An 18407-nucleotide genomic window follows, 5' to 3' on the forward strand; every position below is an offset into this window, starting at 1 on the left:
TCCGGCTCTGCGGCAAGACCCCTGCGGTCAGCCGCCCGTCTCCCAGACGCGCACCCAGTCGACGTACATGTGCTGGGGCAGCTGCCGGTCCTGGATGGAGGGCAGCTCGTAGTCGGAGGACAGCAGGCTCAGGATGAGGAACTGGCGGACCTGGGAGACGGCGCCGCCGATGCGCCAGGTCTCCTTGCCGTCGATGCGGAAGACCAGCCAGTGCGGCGTCCACTGGACGGAGAAGACGTGGAAGTTCCTCCCCCAGCCGTCGCGGGGGCCGTGCAGGAACGTGTCGGGGACGTTGGTGCCGGTCTTGACGACTCGGCCTCCCTCGTAGCGGTGGATGTAGCTGAACATGCCGCTGCGATGACTGATGGCGCCGAAGGACTCGATGACGTCGATCTCGTGACCCGAGCTCCCGGGGCGCATGCCGCCCACCGGCTCCATCCAGAAGCTGCCGTGCTGGCCGCGCAGTCGTGGGAACTTGATGCGGGCGGCGGCCACGCCGTACCTGAAGGAGAAGGAGTCGTCGGTGCCGACGTGGCCGTTGAGGCGGTAGGCGTACCGACCGGCGATCTCCCCCCGCAGGAGCGCCGGACACTTGGTGAGCCGGCTCGGATCCCTGAGGACGCTGAGGCGCAGCGCGCCGCCGCCGACCCGGACGGCCTTCGCGCCTCCCCTCGAGCAGCTGCGGAAGCTCTGCGGCTCGTAGGTCTTCCCGCGATAGGTCCAGGACGAGGAGAGCGAGTCGCCGGAGAACTCGTCGGTCCAGGTCGGGGTGAGCCAGCGCCCGGTGGTGACGGTGCGGCTCGTGATGGCCGGGAGGCTCGCCGTGGCGGCCGCGACGACGCGGTACGTCAGCGCCTGCCCGTCCTGGCTCGCCCGCGCGGCGAACTGGGCACGACCCTTCCCGTCCTCACGGACCGTGGCCACCGTCTGCCAGGAGGAGCCGCTCTGCACCTGGAGGCTCACCTCCCGGCCGGCGCCGACGGGCGCGATCGTGGCCGCGAACGCCGCCTTCGCGGCGTCGGGGCTGGCCAGCCGCCCGCCGGGTTGGACGATCTGCGGGAGGGCCAGGAGGTGGACCGTCTGCGTGAGGTTCGTGCGGGCCGGAGCGTCCGAGGCCGAGCCGGGTCCCGTCAGCAGCAAGGACGCAGGCAGGACGAGGGACAGGGCGCTGGCGCCGAGGGCGCGAAGAGCGGACATGGAGGACAACTCCCGGGTGGCGTGTGACGTCGGTCGACCGCCGTCTCAGCGTAGGACGCTGCCCCAGCCGTCCGGGTTCGTGCCCGGGAGCCTCAGACCTCGAACCGCCCGGCGGCGGCGAGGTGAGCCCGGCGCTCGGGGGAGAGCTCCTCCTCGACGATCCGGCCGGTGCCGTCGGACTCCGGGGCGTGCAGCATCCGGCCGCCGCTCACGACGAAGCCGACGTGGTAGACGCGGCCGTCCTCGCGGGCGAAGAAGTACAGGTCGCCCGGCTCCTCGTCGCCGAGCGGCACGGGCGTCGCCGCGAGCGCCTGGTCGGGGGAGTCGCGCGGGACGACGACGCCGGCCTGGCGGTAGCTGTAGTGCACCAGGCCCGAGCAGTCGAAGCCGGCGGGGCTGGTGCCGCCCCAGAGGTAGACGAGGCCGGCGAAGCGTTCGGCGTACGCCGCCACGGCGATGCGGTCGGCCGGGACGTGGTCGACCGGGTGGTCGAGGTCGGAGTCCAGGGACGCGCGGAGGTGCGACTCACGTACCCAGCCCGGGTAGCCGTCCTGGCCGGGTACGGGCTGCCAGGGCGCGACCACGCGGGCCCAGCCGTCGCGGCGTTCCTCGACCAGGACCGGCTCGCCGTCGAGGAGCTGGGTGAGGGTGCGGCCGTGCAGGCCGAGCCGGTCCTCGGCGGTCAGCCCGCGGAGCCAGGTCGTCAGGTCGGGCGCGTCCGCGACGGCGGCGGCGTCCAGGTCGCGCGGCGACTCGGGCGACGTCCACACGGTCGCCACCGGCACGCCGACGCGCAGCACCTCGCTCACGCCAGACCGCCGATCCCGAGGCCGGCGCCGGCCGGGAGGACGATGACGCCGCCGTCGTACGTCGCCCCGCCGGACACCGGCGAGGACGCCGCCCACCACGCGGCGTCGAGGTCGCTGACGTGGCTGGTGCCGACGGCGGCGACCAGCGCGGCGGCCGCGCCCACGCCGATCGGGCCCTCCATCATCGAGCCGACGATCGTGCCCATGCCGGCCGCCCGGGCCGTCTCCAGGAGGTCGCGAGCGACACCGAGGCCCCCGCACTTGGCCAGCTTGACGTTGACCAGGTCCGCGGCGCGCCGCTCGATGACGGCGGCCAGGTCGCGGGGGGCGAAGACCGACTCGTCCGCCATCACCGGGGTGTCGACGGCCTCGGTCACCCGTGCGAGCCCGTCGACGTCGTACCGCTCGACCGGTTGTTCCACGAACTCGATCCCGAGTCCCGCGTCCTCCAGTGCGCGGATCACCCGGATGGCCTCGTGGGGCGTCCAGCCCTGGTTGGCGTCCACCCTGATCCGTGCGTCGGGCGCGGCGTCGCGAACGGCCCGGACCCGGGCCACGTCGGTGGCCGCGTCGGTGCCGACCTTGAGCTTGAGGACCGTGAACCCTTCCGCGGTGCGCTTGGTGGTCGTCGCGGCGATCTCGTCCGGCTCGCCGGACGACACCGTCACGTCGGTCGGGACCCGCTGCTCCCCGGACGGTCCGCCCAGGAGCTCGACGAGGGACACCCCTGCGGCCTGCGCGGCCAGGTCGTGGAGCGCGACGTCCATCGCGGCCTTGGCACCCCAGTTGCCGACGACGGCGCCCTCGAGGTCGCGCGCCAGCCCGGCCAGGTCGTCGAGCGGCCGGCCGCGGACGAGGTCCGCGAGCGGTCCGCTCAGGCAGGCCTCGGCGCCGGCCAGCGACTCACCGGTGACCCGCCAGACCTGCGGCGCCTCGCCGTACCCACGACGACCCTCGTCGTCGACCACCTCGACGACGGTGGTCTCGAGGTGCTCGGTACGTCGCAGGGCCGTGACGAACGGCGTGTGCAGCGGCGCCCTGAGCCGGTGACAGCGGACCTCCGCGATGCTCACCCGCGACAGCCTAGGTGCCCGTGGGCTCGACACGCCCGGCTGTGGCCCGGCCTCACGGCTCGACCAGCGTGGAGCTCACCAGGCGTTCTCAGAGCCCTTCAGGTGGGCCCGGATCCCCTGTCCCGCCAAGGGTTCCTGGGCGAAGCGCGGGATCACGTGCAGGTGCGCGTGGAAGACCTGCTGGCCGGCGACGGCGCCGGCGTTCCAGCCGACGTTGTAGCCGTCGGGGTCGTGCTCGGCGTCCAGCCACTCCTTGGCACGCGCCAGCATCGAGAACGTCGCAGCGACCTCGTCGCTCGTGAGGTCGAAGACGGTCTCCGCGTGCCGGACCGGGACGATGATCCCCGAGTGCTTGAGGGCGCCCTGCCAGCGCTCGTCGTCGAGGTACATCACCAGCTCGTCGGCGAACCGGACCGCCTGCTGCGGTTCGAGCGGAGGACAGTAGGGGCACGTCACGCAGCCAGGGTGCCAAAGTAGGTCCGTGCGGACACCCGACGGGTACGACGACGCTCGGGCCGCCGCCGTACGCCTCGCGGAGCTGACCGGTGCCGAGCGCCATGACGCGCTGGTCGTCCTGGGGTCCGGCTGGGGACCGGCGGCGGACGCGTTCGGGCAGCCCACCGCGTCGTTCCCGATGACCCGGCTGCCGGGCTTCCTGGCGCCGGTCGCCGAGGGCCACCGAGGCGAGGTCCGGTCGGTCGAGGTCGAGGGCCTCCGCGTCCTGCTGTACCTCGGGCGCACCCATCTCTACGAGGGCCACGCGCCGGCAGCGGTCGCGCACCCGGTGCGGACCGCCGCCGCGGCCGGCGTACGCCTGGCCGTCCTCACCAACGCCAACGGCAGCCTGCGCGACGACGTCCAGCTCGGCGATGTCGTGATCGTCCGCGACCACCTCAACCTGGCGTTCGGGTCACCGCTGGAGGGCCCGAGGTTCGTCGACCTCACCGATGCCTGGTCTGCCGATATCCGCGCGATCGCGCGGAAACTGGCACCCGAGATGAAGGAGCGTGTGTACGCGCTGCTCGGCGGGCCGCACTACGAGACGTGGGCCGAGGCCGACTGGCTGCGCCGCATCGGAGCCGACCTGGTCGGCATGTCGACGGTGTACGAGGCGATCGCGGCGCGAGAGTGGGACGTGGAGCTGGTCGGCCTGTCGACCGTGACCGCGATCGAGGGACCAGGAAACGGCGCAGCTGCGGGGATCGATCCAACAGAAGTAGTGGCGATTGCCGAGCGCAGCGCCGCCAGGCTCGGACCGGTGGTGGTCCGGCTGGTCGTGGAAGGGTTGAGGACATGAGCACGGACACCGATCCGCACGCCGACAGCAGGTCCGCCGCGCCGCGTCGTACCGGCGCCATCGAGACCAACGGCATCAACGTCATCGACGAGAGCGAGCGCAAGGGCAGCAGCGCCGGGCTCTTCTGGCCGTGGACCGCGTCGAACATCTCGGTGCTCGCGGTGTCGTACGGCGCGTTCGTGCTGTCCTTCGGCATCGGCCTGACCCAGGCGCTGGTCGCCACCGTCGTCGGTGCGGTCGCGTCCTTCCTGCTGGTCGGCCTGGTGTCGATCGCCGGCAAGCGCGGCTCGGCGCCGACCCTCGTGCTGAGCCGGGCGGCGTTCGGGCGGTTCGGCAACGGCCTGCCGGGCCTGGTGTCGTACCTGCTGCTCGTCGGCTGGGAGACCGTCCTGGTCTCCCTCGCGACCCTGGCGACCGCGACGGTCTTCGACCGGCTCGGCTGGGCCTCGGGCGACGGCACCAAGGTGGCCGCGTTCGTCGTCGTCGCCGGTGTGATCGTGGCCGCGGGGGTGATGGGCTTCGACGCGATCATGCGCATCCAGAAGTGGCTGACGATCGCAATGATCATCGTGACGGGCGTGTACGTCGCGCTCACGTTCGACGAGATCAACCTCGACGCGGCGCGGGCGCTGCCCGACGGCCCGACCTCGGCGGTGGTCGGCGCGACGGTGCTGGTGCTGACCGGGTTCGGCGTCGGCTGGGTGAACTCGGCGGCCGACTACTCGCGGTACCTCCCGCGCACCTCGCGCTCGACCGGCGTCGTGTTCTGGCCGACGTTCGGCGGCTCGCTGCCAGTGGTCGTGCTGGTGGCGTACGGCGTGCTCCTCTGCGCCGCCGACCAGGACCTCTCCGGCGCGATCTCGGCCGACCCGATCGGTGCCCTGACCACGATCCTGCCCACCTGGTTCCTCGTGCCGTTCGCGCTCGTGGCCGTCGGCGGCCTGGTCTCCGGCGCGATCCTGGACATCTACTCCTCGGGCCTGACGCTGCTCGCCCTCGGCCTGAAGGTGCCGCGCTGGTCGGCGGCCGCCCTCGACGGCGTGCTGATGATCCTCGGCACGATCTACATCGTCTGGATCGCCGACGACTTCCTGTCGGTGTTCATCGCGTTCCTGATCATCCTCGGCGTGCCGATGTCCGCCTGGTGCGGGATCTTCCTGGCCGACCTGTTCATGCGCCGCTACCCCTACGACGAGCGCGCGCTGTTCACGCGGACCGAGACGGGTGGGTACGGCGCGATCCGCTGGGAGTCCGTGCTCCTGCTCGCCGTCGCCACGGGCATCGGCTGGGGCCTGGTCATCGACACGACCGGTGCCGGCAAGGGCCTGTCGTGGCTGGGGTACCTGCTCGAGCCCTTCGGCCTCGGCGGCAAGGACGGCAACTGGGCCTACGCCAACCTCGGCGTCCCGGCCGCGCTGGTCGTCGGGTTCGTCGGGTACCTGCTGCTCGGCATGGCCGCCGTACGCCGCCAGGAGCACGAGCAGGTCGTCGCCGGCGTTCGGGCGGAGCAGGCCGCGGAGTAGCTGTGGAGAAGTTGGCGTTTGGGACCAAACGCCGCGTGTAAGCGCTTCCACGGTGGCGTTTGTGCCCAATGGCGAGCCGAGAACGGCCCCAGGGGTCAGTCGCGCGAGCCGGGGATGTCCGGCTCGGAGACGCGGACCCGGTCGAGCTGCATGCCGTGCTCGACGCCCCAGAGCACCGCACGCGAGCGGCTGTCGACGCCGATCTTGCGGTAGCAGGAGCGGATGTAGGACTTGATCGAGTTGATCGAGAGCGAGGTGCGCTCGACGATCTGCGCGTTGGTGAGGCCCTGCGTGATCAGGCAGAGGACCTCGGCCTCGCGGGCGGTGAGGCCCTCCTCGCGTCCCGGCCAGTCGCCGCCGATGAGCGGCAGTCGCGCCGGCTCGTCGCTGACGACGACCTCACCCTTGTGCACCTGCTCCAGCGCGCTGACCAGGTCGGAGGCGCTGAGCCGCTTGGAGAGGTACCCGGCGATCCCGAGCCTCAGGGCCGACTCACGCAGCGAGCGGTCGGTGCTCCACGTGTAGACGCAGACCTTGTCGACGTACGGGTTCTCCAGCAGTCGCACGACCCCGGTGCCGTCGTCACGACTCTGCGTGAAGGTGTCGAACAGCGCGATGTCGACCGGCTCGGCCACGTGGCTGGACGCGTTGAGCTCGACCACCTCGACGCGGTGGGTGTGGGAACGGAGCATGGAGGCGATGCCGTGGACGACGACTTCGTAGTCGTTGACCAGAGCGACGCGGATGGGCACGCGCCCACCCTAGGGCTCGAACCGCCTCGACTCCACCCAGAGGGGTGAGGCACGGCGAGGAGTCCCCGGCCACCCTGGCCCTTGTCCCGCACCACACGGGCGTGGGACGCGGAGGGAGCGCACATGATCGTTCTCGGACTGATCCTCCTCATCATCGGCCTGGTCGCCAGCATCTCGATCCTCACGGTCATCGGGCTGGTCCTGATCATCGTGGGCCTGGTGCTCAACCTCGTCCCGATCGGCGGCACCCGCCGGAGGGTGTTCTAGCTCCACAGCACACGACGAGGGCCGGCGCGGATCACGGGTACGCGCCGGCCTCGTGCTGTTCGGCCAGTGCTGTCTGAACTCCCGTCTAGGGTCGCCTCGTGGCGCTCCACCTGCACCGGGCCCCGCGCACCGACCTGCTGGCGGAGGCGTTGGGGGACCTGCTGGCGCGCCCGCTCGACGACCCGCTCGCGCAGGAGGTCGTGGTCGTCCCGGCCCGCGGCGTCGAGCGCTGGCTGACCCAGCGCCTGTCCCACCGGCTCGGCGTCGGCGGTGGCGGGGACGGCGTCTGCGCCGGGGTGCGGTTCCTCCAGCCACGATCCCTGGTCTCCCTGCTGATCGGTCGCGACGCCGACGACCCCTGGGACCCCGAGCGGCTGGTCTGGCCGCTGCTGGCCACCATCGACGCCAGCCTCGGCGAGCCCTGGTGCGCGACCCTCGCCACCCACCTCGGACACGGCCTGTCCGGCGCCGACGCCGAGCTGCGACAGAACCGTCGCTACAGCGTCGCGTTCCGGCTCGCGTCCCTGTTCGCCGCGTACGCCGTGCAGCGGCCCAGCCTGGTCACCGACTGGCGCGAGGGCCGCGACACCGACGGTGCGGGAGGTGTCATCGATCCGGACCTGGCGTGGCAGCCGGAGCTCTGGCGTCGGCTGCTGCCCCGCGTCGACGGGCCGCCGCCCGACGTCCGGCACGCCGCCACGCTGGCGGCCCTGCGCGCGGGTGGGGCCGGGCTCGACCTGCCGCCGCGGCTGTCGCTGTTCGGGCACACCCGGCTGCCGGCCACCGAGGTCGAGCTGCTGGGCGCGCTCGGCGAGCACCGCGACGTCCACCTGTACCTCCCGCAGGCCTCGCCCGCGCTGTGGGACGACCTCGCCGGGCTCGGTGGTGTCGTGGCCCGCGACGCCGACGAGTCGGCGACGCACGTCGGGCATCCCCTGCTCGCCTCCCTCGGCCGCGACGCCCGCGAGCTGCGGCGGTCGCTCGACGGCGCCGGGTTCCCCTCCGGCGACGCGGTGGTCCCACGGGAGAGCGAGCCGCGCACGCTCCTCGGACTCCTCCAGCACGACCTCCGTGCCAACCACGCGCCGGCCGTCGACGAGCGGGCCGGTCGCCACCACGACCCCGACGACCGGAGTCTCCAGGTCCACGCGTGCCACGGGCCGTCCCGGCAGGTCGACGTGCTGCGCGAGGTGCTGGTCGGCCTGCTCCAGGACGACCCGACCCTCGAGCCACGCGACATCCTCGTGATGTGCCCGGACATCGAGACCTACGCGCCGCTGATCTCGGCCGGGTTCGGGCTCGCGCCGACCGGCCCTGACGGGACGGATGGCGTGGTCGCGCACCCCGCGCACCGCCTCCGCGTGAAGCTCGCCGACCGGGCCCTGGTCAGCACCAACCCGCTCCTCGCGGTGGCCGGCGTGCTGCTGGAGCTGAGCGGCGGCCGCGTCACCGCGTCGGAGGTGCTCGACCTCGCGGCCACCGAGCCGTGCCGGCGGCGGTTCGGGTTCACCGACGACGACCTCGAGCGCGCCGGCCGGTGGGTCGCGCGCACGGGCATCCGCTGGGGCCTCGACCAGGAGGCGCGGGCGTCGTTCTCGATGGACCGCTTCCCGCAGAACACCTGGCGCACCGGGCTCGACCGCATCCTCCTCGGCGTGGCCATGAGCGGCGACGACCACCGCCACCTCGGCACCGGCCTGCCCCTCGACGACGTCGGCAGCAACGAGATCGACCTCGCCGGCCGCCTCGCCGAGCTGGTCGACCGGCTCGAACGCTGCCTGCGCGCGCTGGCCGACGCGCGCACGGTCGCGGACTGGATGGCCGCGCTGCGCACCGGCGTCCGCGACCTCACCGACGTGCCGACCGACGACGCCTGGCAGTTCCCCCAGCTCGAGCGCGAGCTGGCGCGGGCCGCCGCGACCGACTCCGGTGGCGACCTCGAGCTCCGGCTGGCCGACGTGCGCGCCCTGCTCGGCGGCCGCCTGGCCGGCCGGCCGACCCGGGCGAACTTCCGCACCGGCACGCTCACCGTCTGCACGATGGTGCCGATGCGCTCGGTCCCGCACCGCGTCGTCTGCCTGCTCGGGCTCGACGACGGGGTCTTCCCGCGCGCCGGCTTCGTCGACGGCGACGACGTGCTCGCCCGCCACCCGCGCACCGGCGAGCGCGACGGTCGCAGCGAGGACCGCCAGCTCCTGCTGGATGCCCTGATGGCCGCGACCGAGCACCTGGTGATCACCTACACCGGGGCGAACGAGCACTCCGGCGCGCGACGCCCCCCCGCCGTGCCGCTCGGCGAGCTCCTGGACGCCGCGGACCGCACCACCGCCGCACCGGTCCGCGACGACATCCTGGTCCGGCACCCGCTCCAGCCCTACGACCCGCGCAACCTCAAGGTCGGTGACCCGGCGGTCGACCCGCCCGAGTGGGACGTGCCCGACCTGCGTGGCCCGACCCAGCGGCCCTTCTCCTTCGACGACAGCGCGCTGGCCGGGGCGCGGTCGGCCGCCGGCGTACGTCGCCCGGTGCCGCCGCTGCTCACCGGCGACCTGCCGTCGCGTGCGGCCGAGGACGTCAACCTCGAAGACTTGATCGCTTTCCTGGAACACCCGGCGAAGGCGTTCCTTCGCGAGCGTCTTGGCGTCGGGATGCTGCTCCGGTCTGAGGAGCTGGTCGACGCGATCCCGGTTGCGCTGAACGCTCTCGAACAATGGCAGGTAGGAGACGAGATCCTACAGGCGGCACTTGATGGAGAGGACCCCGACGCTGTCATCCATGCCGAGCGGCTGCGGGGGCGGATCCCGCCGTTCAACCTTGGTTGGAAGGCCCTTCAAGATGTGATCCCTGAATGTCAGAAGCTGCTCAACGCGTCTGCGTCTCTGGTGTCGGGAGTGTCGCGTTCCCTCGATGTGGACGTCGACCTCGGCGACGGGCGGCGGCTGACCGGCACGGTCGCCGGTGTCTACGGCACCAAGCTGGTCTCGCTGGGGTACTCCCGCCTCAAGGCCAAGCAGCGCCTGCGCACCTGGGTCGAGCTGCTCGCCCTGACCGCATCCGACCCCGACGAGAGCTGGACCGGCCACGCCGTCGGGCGTGAGCGTGCCGGGCCGAAGCGCGCGCTGACCGGCCCGCTCGACGAGCGTGCCCTGACCTGGCTGCGCGACCTGGTCGCACTGCGCGACCTCGGCCTGACCAGGCCGCTCCCGGTGCCGATCGCGACCGCCGCCGCGTGGGCCGACGCGCACGCGAAGTCCCTGCGCGGCATGGACATCGACGTCAAGCAGGCCGCCCGCCGCGAGTGGGAGACCGACCGGTTCGCCGGGGCCGCGTCGTTCGCCAAGGAGGACGAGGACGCCTACCACGTGCGGGTGTTCGGCGCGCACCTCCCGGTCGAGGAGCTGCTCGACCTCGGCCTGCCCGAGCACGCCTGGCGCATCTGGGAGCCGCTGCTCAGCGGCGTGGAGAAGGTCGGCCCTCTGTGACCGACCCGAAGCCCTTCACCATCACCGACCCGCTGCCGACCGGCACCGTGCTCCTCGAGGCCAGCGCGGGCACCGGCAAGACGTGGACGATCGGTGCTCTCGTGACGAGGTACGTCGTGGAGGGCGTCGCCCCCCTCGAGCAGATGCTGGTCGTCACGTTCGGCCGCGCGGCCAGCCAGGAGCTGCGCGAGCGGGTGCGGTCCCAGCTCGTCGAGGCCGAGCGGGCGCTGAGCGACGACCCGGCCGACCGGGCCTCCGTCGAGCCGTCGACGCTCGTGGAGCTGCTGCTCGAGTACGACGACGACCGGCGCCGCCTCGCGCACCGCCGGGTGGTCGACGCGCTGGTCGGCTTCGACGCGGCCACCATCGCGACCACCCACCAGTTCTGCTCGATGGTGCTCGACTCCCTCGGCGTGGCCGGCGACTCCGACTCCCGCGCCCGGTTGGTCGAGGACCTCGACGACCTGGTCAAGGAGACCGTAGACGACCTGTACCTCCGCGCCTTCGCGCTCGACGAGCAGGGCCCGGCGTTCTCCTACGACGAGGCGCTGACGATCGCGCGACGGGTGGTCGACGACCCGCAGGCCCGGCTGGAGCCGGCGTCCGAGGACCGCGCCACGACGGCGGGGAGACGGGTGTCGTTCGCCCGCGCCGTCCGCGAGGAGATGGACCGGCGCAAGCGGCGGCTGGGCATCCTGTCCTACGACGACCTCCTGTCCCAGCTCGCCGACGCCCTCAAGCCCGACGGCTCGCCCGCCGCCGAGCGGATGCGGCAGCGCTGGCGGATCGTGCTGGTCGACGAGTTCCAGGACACCGACCCGGTGCAGTGGGAGGTGCTCGACCGCGCCTTCTCCGGTCACGCGACGATGGTGCTGATCGGCGACCCCAAGCAGGCCATCTACGCCTTCCGCGGCGGCGACGTCACGACGTACCTCACCGCGGCCGCGACCGCCGCGACCCAGCAGACGCTGTCGGTGAACTGGCGCAGCGACGCCCCGCTGCTCTCCTCCCTCCAGGAGCTGCTGCGTGGGGCCGAGCTCGGCGACGAGCGCATCGTCGTGCGCGACGTCGAGGCGCACCACGCCACGAGCCGGCTGGAGGGGGCGGGCAACCCGTTCCGGGTCCGGGTGGTGCGGCGTACGGACGTGTCGAAGCGCCCGGGTCTGCTGATGGTGGGGCAGGTGCGGCCGCGCATCGCGCGCGACCTGGCCCACGACATCCGCCGCCTGCTCGACTCGGGCGCGACGTACTGCGGGCGGCCGGTGCGACCGCGCGACATCGCCGTCATCAGCTACCGCCACGCCGACCTGGCCGACGCCCAGGCCGCGCTGGCCGACGTCGGCGTGCCCGGCGTGATCGCCGGCGGCGGCAGTGTCTTCGCGACGCCCGCCGCCGTCGAGTGGCTGACGCTGCTGGAGGCGCTCGAGCAGCCGCACCGGAGCACGCGGGTGCGCGCGGCGGCGCTGACCGGCTTCTTCGGGCACACGGCAGCCGACCTCGACCGCCGTGGCGACGACCTGACCGACGAGGTGGCCGACACCCTGCGCGCCTGGCTGGAGCTGTTCGGCGGCCGCGGCCTGGCCGCCGTGCTGGAGGCTGCCACCGTCGCCGGCCTGCCCGCTCGCGTGCTGGCCGAGGTCGGCGGAGACCGGCGGCTCACGGACCTGCGCCACATCGGCGAGGCCCTGCACGAGGCGGCACTCACCGAACGTCACGGCCTGGTCTCGCTGCTGACCTGGTTGCGGGAGCAGGTCGCCGAGGGTCGCGCGGGTCGCGGTCTGGAGCGCACCCGCCGCCTCGACTCCGACGCGGCCGCGGTCCAGCTGGTGACGATCCACGCCAGCAAGGGCCTGGAGTACCCCGTCGTCTACCTCCCCGCCGTCGCCGACCGGCACGTCTCGGAGCCGGAGCTGCCGCGCTACCACGACGACGACGGCACCCGCTGCCGCAACGTCGGCAAGGGCGGGGCCGGCTGGTCCGACGCCGTACGACGGGCCCAGGAGGAGGACGCCGGGGAGTGGCTACGCCTGCTGTACGTCGCCCTCACCCGCGCCCAGTCCCAGGTCGTCTGCTGGTGGTCGCCGACCAAGAACACCATCGCCTCGCCGCTGCACCGGATGCTGATGCGCGCGGCCGACGCGTCCGAGGTCCCTGGCGAGCCGGGCGTGCCGTCCGACGACGAGGTCGTCCGGCTGTTCGGGGAGTGGCGTGACCGCGGCGGGCCGGCGCCCGAGCTCGCGCAGGTCGCCGAGCTCACCGACGCCCCCGAGGTCGACGCGATCCCCGCCCTCGGCGTGCGCCGGTTCACCCGGAGCGTGGACGCCGCGTGGCGGCGTACGTCGTACTCCTCGCTCAGCGCCGTCCGCGTCGAGACCGTCGCGGAAGCGGTCACCAGCGAGCCGGAGGTGGTGGGCAAGGACGACGAGGAGGTCGCGTCGGAGGGTCTCGACACCCCGCTCGTCCCTCGCGGGGGCTCGACCGGCTTGGGCGAGGATGTCGCCTCCCCGATGGCCGGCCTGCCGGTGGGAGCGACGTTCGGGTCGCTGGTGCACGCCGTGCTCGAGCACGCCGACCCGGCCGCGGCGGACTTCCGTGCCGAGCTGCTCGGTCACGTCGACGAGCAGCGCGGCTGGTGGCCGGTCGAGCTCGACCGCGAGGAGCTGGCCGACGCGCTGGTCGCGGTCTGCGACTCGCCGCTCGGCGGTCCCGGCACCGGGCTGGACGGCGTCACGCTGCGCGGCGTACCCCTGTCGGACCGGCTGCGCGAGATGGACTTCGAGCTGCCGCTGGCGGGTGGGGACGTGCGTTCCGCGGGCCCGGAGGTCCGTCTCGGAGATCTCGCCCCCTTGCTCGAGCGCCACCTGCCCGAGGGCGACCCGGTGCGGGCGTACGCCGAGCCGTTGCGCGGGCCGTTGGGCGACCAGCCGCTGCGGGGGTACCTCACGGGCTCGGTCGACGTGGTCCTCCGGGTGCCGGGGCCGGGCGGGTCGCGGTTCCACGTGGTGGACTACAAGACCAACTGGCTCGGCCCGACCGACGAGCCGCTCACCGCGCTGGCCTACCGGCCCGAAGCGCTGGACGCGGCGATGGGCCACTCGGACTACCCGTTGCAGGCGCTGCTGTACGCCGCGGTGTTGCACCGGTTCCTGCGCTGGCGGCTGCCGGCGTACGACCCGGAGCTTCATCTCGGCGAGGTGCTGTACCTCTACGTCCGCGGGATGTGCGGGCCCGACACGCCGCTGGTCGACGGCGCCCCGTGCGGCGTGTTCACCTGGCGGGCGCCGGTGCCCCTGGTGGAGGGCCTGTCCGACCTGCTGGCCGGACGGGTACCAGGACGGGAGCCAGTGCGATGACCGAGCTGTTCGAGCCGACGAGCGAGCACGACTGGCGGCTGGCCGCCGGGCGCCGTGGGTTGCTCGGGGAGTTCAACGAGGGGTTGCTGCTGACCGCCTCCGACCTGCACGTCGCCCGCCGGGTCGGCGTGCTCGGCGGCGAGACCGACGAGCGGGTGCTGCTGGCCCTCGCGCTGGCGGTGCGGGCGGTACGCCGCGGCTCGGTGTGCCTGTCGCTGGACCAGGTGCGGACCGACGCGCCGGAGCTGCCCTGGCCCGACCTCGACTCCTGGGAGGGCGCGGTGGCGTCGTCCGGGCTGCTGGACAGCGGCGTGCTGCGGTCGGACTTCGGGCTGCTGTACCTGGACCGGTACCACCGCCTCGAGCGCCAGGTACGCGACGACCTGGTGGAGCGGTCCGCCCAAGCGCCGCCCGACGTGGACGAGGAGCGGCTCGCCGGCGCGCTCGCGCAGGCGCGTGGCACGCACGCCAGCGACGAGCAGCTCGCCGCGGCCGCGGCAGCCGCGCGGCGATGGACGACGATCGTCACCGGCGGCCCGGGCACCGGCAAGACGACGACCGTCGCGCGGATGCTGGTGCTGGTGGCCGACCAGGCGTCGGCGAGAGGTGAGCGGATCTCGGTCGCCCTGACCGCGCCCACGGGGAAGGCGGCCAGCCGGCTGCAGGAGGCGGTGAGCGAGGAGCTGGCCGGACTCACCGGGCTGCCCGAGGCGGTCGCCCTCCTCGGCCGGCCGCAGGGGGTGACCCTGCACCGGCTGCTCGGGTGGCGACCCGACAACACCACCCGCTTCCGGCACGACCGTGGCAACCGCCTCAAGCACGACGTGGTGGTGGTCGACGAGTCCTCGATGGTCGAGCTGACGATGATGGCGCGGCTGCTCGAGGCGCTGAAGCCCGACAGCCGGCTCATCCTCGTCGGCGACCCGCAGCAGCTGACGTCGGTCGGCGCCGGCGCCGTGCTCGGCGACCTGGTCCGCGGCTACTCCGGCAGGCCTGACTCACCCGTGGTCGAGCTGACCTACAACCACCGCTTCGAGGAACAGGAGGAGATCGTCGAGCTCGCTCGAGCGCTGCAGGCCGAGGACGCCGACGGCGTCCTGGACGTGCTGAGGTCCTCCACCCGCCAGGTGTCGTTCGTCGAGGCGTCGTCCGAGGAGCAACTGGTCGAGGAGCTGCGCCCGGACCTGGTCCGCGCGGCGCTGGACATCCGTCGCCACGCCGAGGCCGAGGACCCCGACGGTGCGCTCGGTGCGCTCGACCAGCAACGGCTGCTCTGCGCCCACCGCGAGGGCCCCTACGGCGTGCGCCGCTGGAACGGCCTGGTCGAGCGCTGGCTGGCCGAGGAGGTCGGCGAGGTCGGCGGGCCCGCTGTCGCCGGGTGGTACGTCGGGCGGCCGCTGCTCGTGACCAACAACGACTACGCCCTCGACGTCTACAACGGCGAGACCGGGGTGGTGGTGCGTCAGGGTCAGCGCCGCCGTGTCTACATCTCCGGCTCCGGCCGGCTGCGCGACTTCGCGCCCGGCCGGCTCGACGCGGTCGAGACCATGCACGCGATGACGATCCACAAGGCCCAGGGCAGCCAGGCCCGGAAGGTCACCGTGCTGCTGCCCGAGGAGGGCTCGCGGCTGCTGACCCGCGAGCTGTTCTACACCGCGATCACCCGCGCACAGCACGAGGTGCGGGTCGTCGGCACCGAGGCGGCCGTCCGCGCGGCGGTGACCCGCCGCGCCCAGCGGGCGTCCGGGCTGGCCGAGCGGCTGGCGGCCGACTAGCCCCGGCTTGGTTTCGAGACGGCTCACGCATCTCGTCGCTCCGCTCCGATGTGCGCCGAGCCTCCTCAACCTCCTCGCTCACCTCGGTTCGGTTCGCGAGCTCACCGACCCGAGCGCTCGGAGATCGAGGCCGCCAGGCCGGCCAGGTGGCCGAGGCGCGCGAGCTCGGACTCCAGGAACTCCGGTCCGCCGCGCCGGCCGATCACCACGATGTCCTTGCCGGTGAGCGGGGCCGCGCAGCGCACGTCGTCGTCCTCGCCGCCCTCGAGCCGGATCGGCTTGTCGGCCGGGACGAAGGGGACGTCGCTCGGCGCGCCCTCGGTGCCGTGGCGTACCTCGTCGCCGGGAGCGACCCACGCCCCCCACTCGCACCGGAAGGTGACCGGCAGCATGTCGACGAGCCGCTCCAGGGCGGTCTCCGGCGCGGCGGTCAGCTCCTCCACGACCTCGAGGTCGAGGAACAGGTTGTTGCCCGCGGCGTACCGGCTGATCCACACGACGCGCACGCCGTCGAGGGCGTTGCAGGCCGACACGATCGAGTCCGGCATCACGCCGACGGGCGTCTCGAGGAGCACGTCGTCGACGGCTGTGCCGTCGTACCGCTTCTCGACGATCTCGAGCGCCTCGATGTCGCCACCGGCGGCACCGATCGCGGTCGCCAGGCGTCCGAGCGAACCCGGGACGTCGGGCAGCTCGACCCGCAGCAGGAGACTCATGGCACGAGCCTAGGCTCCTCGGGTTTCGGGCGGATTTCCTTCGCCCGCAGGGCGGACCCCGCGAGAGCGTCCGTCAGACCTCTTCGAGCACGAAGATCGGGATCTCGCGCGAGGTCCTCTTCTGGTACTCGCCGTACGTCGACCAGGTGCGGACCGCGTGGTCCCACCAGTCGGCGCGCTCCTCGGCCTCGAGCAGACGGGCGCGGTAGAGCCTCGGCTCCGGGCCGTCCTGGAGCTCGACGACCGGGTTGGCGAGGAAGTTGTAGTACCACTCGGGGTTGGTCGGGCGGCCCCCGACCGAGGCGACGGCGAGGTACTTGCCGCCGCGCTCCACGCGCATCAGCGGGTTCTTGCGCAGGGCCCCGGACTTCCGACCGACCGAGGTGATCACCACGATCGGGTCCTGGCCGCCGCGCAGCGTGTTCGCGCGCTCTCCGCCGGAGGACTCGTACTCCTCGACCTGGTCGCGGACCCATCCCTGGGTGCTCGGCACGTACTCACCTTGCAGAAGGCTCATGTCCGCGTAACCGCCGCGGTGGGCGACGGCATTCCCCTCAGCGGTGGCGGCGGCGGGCGTGGGTGCCGGGGGCGTTGAAGACCTGGAGGGTGTAGGCGTCGATGCGGCTCAGTACTCGCTTCATCGTGGTCATGCATCCATGGTGCGGGAAGGATTGGATCGATCCAAAGATCCGGGCCCGATCCGTGGCGTGTTCCGAGTCACCCCCGTGCCGCGGCCACCGCCAGCGCGTCGACCAGGTCGTTCATCCGGTCGCCGGAGTGGCCCTTGACCCAGCTGAAGGCGACGTCGCCGCGGGTCACGAACGCGCCGATGAGGGGCTCCCACAGGTCGCGGTTCGCCACCGGCAACTTGGCGGAGTTCACCCACCCGCGGTCGAGCCAGCCCTGCCACCAGCGGTCGCGGAAGCAGTTCACGACGTACGTCGAGTCGCTGACGACGAGCAACGGGCCGTCGTTCGCCAGCACCGCCTCCAGAGCGGCCTGGATCTCCATCCGCTGGTTCGTGGTGCGGGCCGCGCTGCCCGAGGCGAAGGACATCTCGTCGAGCGCCCAGGCCCACCCGCCCGGCCCCGGGTTGCCGGAGCAGGCCCCGTCGGTCCAGACCCGCGTCGCACCGACCGGGACGTCCATGTCGGGCGGGCGGGGGCGGCGTACGCGGGCGGTTCGACCAGTAGGGCTCACATCCGCACGCTAGCCGCCCACTACGGTCGCACCATGAGCGCCATCGACGGTGTGTCCGAGACGTTCGACGCATCGGCCTGGGACGTCGTACCGGGCTTCGAAGGTCTGACCGACCTCACCTACCACCGGGCCAAGGCGCACGGCACCGTGCGGGTCGCCTTCGACCGCCCCGACGTGCTCAACGCGTTCCGCCCGCACACGGTGGACGAGCTGCTCACCGTGCTCGAGCACGCACGGACCTCCAGCGACGTCGGCTGCGTGCTGCTGACCGGCAACGGGCCGTCGGAGAAGAACGGCAAGCGTGCGTTCTGCACCGGCGGCGACCAGCGGATCCGCGGGCGGACCGGGTACCAGTACGCCGAGGGCGAGACCGCCGAGTCCGTCGACCCGGCGAAGCTCGGCCGGCTGCACATCCTCGAGTGCCAGCGGCTGATCCGCTTCATGCCCAAGGTCGTCGTCTGCCTCGTCAACGGCTGGGCAGCGGGCGGCGGCCACAGCCTCCACGTCGTCTGCGACCTGACGCTGGCCTCGGCCGAGCACGCGCGCTTCAAGCAGACCGACGCCGACGTCGGGTCGTTCGACGGCGGGTACGGGTCGGCGTACCTGGCCCGCCAGGTCGGTCAGAAGCTCGCCCGCGAGATCTTCTTCCTCGGCCAGGAGTACTCCGCGGAGGACGGCCACCGGATGGGCGTGGTCAACAAGGCCGTCCCGCACGACGAGCTCGAGACGGTCGGGCTGGAGTGGGGCCGGCTCGTCAACGGCAAGTCGCCCCAGGCCCAGCGGATGCTGAAGTACGCCTTCAACCTCCTCGACGACGGCCTGGTCGGCCAGCAGCTGTTCGCCGGCGAGGCGACCCGGCTCGCGTACATGACCGACGAGGCCGTCGAGGGCCGCGACCAGTTCCTCGAGAAGCGCGACCCGGACTGGTCGCGGTTCCCCTGGTACTACTGACCAGTTGTCGGC

At 72.9% G+C, this 18407-nt stretch carries 15 protein-coding genes; 7 read left to right on the top strand and 8 right to left on the bottom strand.

What is annotated here, in order from left to right:
* Positions 1-27 precede the first annotated feature (27 nt).
* The 4 genes from ISU07_RS03920 to ISU07_RS03935 form a co-directional block, all read right to left on the bottom strand.
* Positions 28-1197, bottom strand: coding sequence for a glycoside hydrolase family 16 protein (locus ISU07_RS03920; protein ID WP_194705399.1), 1170 nt, complete (start codon positions 1195-1197; stop codon positions 28-30).
* Positions 1198-1289: 92 nt separating this feature from the next.
* A complete protein-coding gene (locus tag ISU07_RS03925; RefSeq protein WP_323742416.1) occupies positions 1290-2006 on the bottom strand; it encodes a C40 family peptidase in 717 nt (238 codons plus the stop codon).
* Positions 2003-3079 carry a dipeptide epimerase gene (locus ISU07_RS03930; protein ID WP_194705400.1) on the bottom strand — a complete coding sequence of 359 codons (1077 nt, stop codon included), beginning with the start codon at positions 3077-3079 and terminating at the stop codon, positions 2003-2005. Before ISU07_RS03930 ends, ISU07_RS03925 begins: the two co-directional genes overlap by 4 nt.
* A 75-nt stretch (positions 3080-3154) precedes the next feature.
* Positions 3155-3535 carry an HIT family protein gene (locus ISU07_RS03935; protein ID WP_194705401.1) on the bottom strand — a complete coding sequence of 127 codons (381 nt, stop codon included), beginning with the start codon at positions 3533-3535 and terminating at the stop codon, positions 3155-3157.
* Positions 3536-3560: 25 nt separating this feature from the next.
* Between ISU07_RS03935 and ISU07_RS03940 the strand changes: the two genes are divergently transcribed.
* Positions 3561-4376: a purine-nucleoside phosphorylase gene (locus tag ISU07_RS03940; protein ID WP_194705402.1), complete on the top strand. Its 816-nt coding sequence runs from the start codon at positions 3561-3563 to the stop codon at positions 4374-4376.
* Positions 4373-5899, top strand: coding sequence for a purine-cytosine permease family protein (locus ISU07_RS03945; RefSeq protein ID WP_194705403.1), 1527 nt, complete (start codon positions 4373-4375; stop codon positions 5897-5899). The genes ISU07_RS03940 and ISU07_RS03945 overlap by 4 nt, the downstream gene beginning before the upstream one ends.
* Positions 5900-5994: 95 nt before the next feature.
* Here ISU07_RS03945 and ISU07_RS03950 read toward each other — a convergent pair whose 3' ends face one another.
* Entirely contained in the window at positions 5995-6651 is a 657-nt protein-coding gene (locus tag ISU07_RS03950) for a response regulator transcription factor (RefSeq protein WP_323742417.1), read from the bottom strand.
* 123 nt (positions 6652-6774) lie between these two features.
* On the opposite strand from ISU07_RS03950, the gene ISU07_RS03955 reads away from it, so the two are divergent.
* The 4 genes from ISU07_RS03955 to recD all read left to right on the top strand — a co-directional run bounded on the left by ISU07_RS03955 (position 6775) and on the right by recD (position 15528).
* Complete coding sequence (locus ISU07_RS03955) at positions 6775-6918, top strand: hypothetical protein (RefSeq protein WP_194705404.1); 144 nt, start codon at positions 6775-6777, stop codon at positions 6916-6918.
* Positions 6919-7016: 98 nt separating this feature from the next.
* Complete coding sequence (gene recC / locus ISU07_RS03960; RefSeq protein ID WP_194705405.1) at positions 7017-10400, top strand: exodeoxyribonuclease V subunit gamma; 3384 nt, start codon at positions 7017-7019, stop codon at positions 10398-10400.
* A complete protein-coding gene (locus tag ISU07_RS03965; protein WP_194705406.1) occupies positions 10397-13753 on the top strand; it encodes a UvrD-helicase domain-containing protein in 3357 nt (1118 codons plus the stop codon). The genes recC and ISU07_RS03965 overlap by 4 nt, the downstream gene beginning before the upstream one ends.
* Positions 13750-15528 carry an exodeoxyribonuclease V subunit alpha gene (recD, locus tag ISU07_RS03970; RefSeq protein ID WP_194705407.1) on the top strand — a complete coding sequence of 593 codons (1779 nt, stop codon included), beginning with the start codon at positions 13750-13752 and terminating at the stop codon, positions 15526-15528. Before ISU07_RS03965 ends, recD begins: the two co-directional genes overlap by 4 nt.
* Before the next feature lie 101 nt (positions 15529-15629).
* On the opposite strand, the gene ISU07_RS03975 is transcribed toward recD, so the two are convergent.
* The 3 genes from ISU07_RS03975 to ISU07_RS03985 form a co-directional block, all read right to left on the bottom strand.
* Entirely contained in the window at positions 15630-16244 is a 615-nt protein-coding gene (locus tag ISU07_RS03975) for an ACT domain-containing protein (RefSeq protein WP_194705408.1), read from the bottom strand.
* Between the two features lie 73 nt (positions 16245-16317).
* Positions 16318-16761, bottom strand: coding sequence for a nitroreductase family deazaflavin-dependent oxidoreductase (locus tag ISU07_RS03980; RefSeq protein WP_194705409.1), 444 nt, complete (start codon positions 16759-16761; stop codon positions 16318-16320).
* Between the two features lie 200 nt (positions 16762-16961).
* Positions 16962-17444 (bottom strand): ribonuclease H family protein, encoded by a 483-nt coding sequence (locus ISU07_RS03985; protein WP_323742418.1) that lies wholly within the window; start codon positions 17442-17444, stop codon positions 16962-16964.
* A 33-nt stretch (positions 17445-17477) separates the two neighbouring features.
* On the opposite strand from ISU07_RS03985, the gene ISU07_RS03990 reads away from it, so the two are divergent.
* Entirely contained in the window at positions 17478-18395 is a 918-nt protein-coding gene (locus ISU07_RS03990; protein ID WP_194705410.1) for a 1,4-dihydroxy-2-naphthoyl-CoA synthase, read from the top strand.
* Positions 18396-18407: the final 12 nt, after the last annotated feature.

The sequence above is a fragment of the Nocardioides islandensis genome, from assembly GCF_015352455.1.
Lineage (GTDB): Bacteria > Actinomycetota > Actinomycetes > Propionibacteriales > Nocardioidaceae > Nocardioides > Nocardioides islandensis.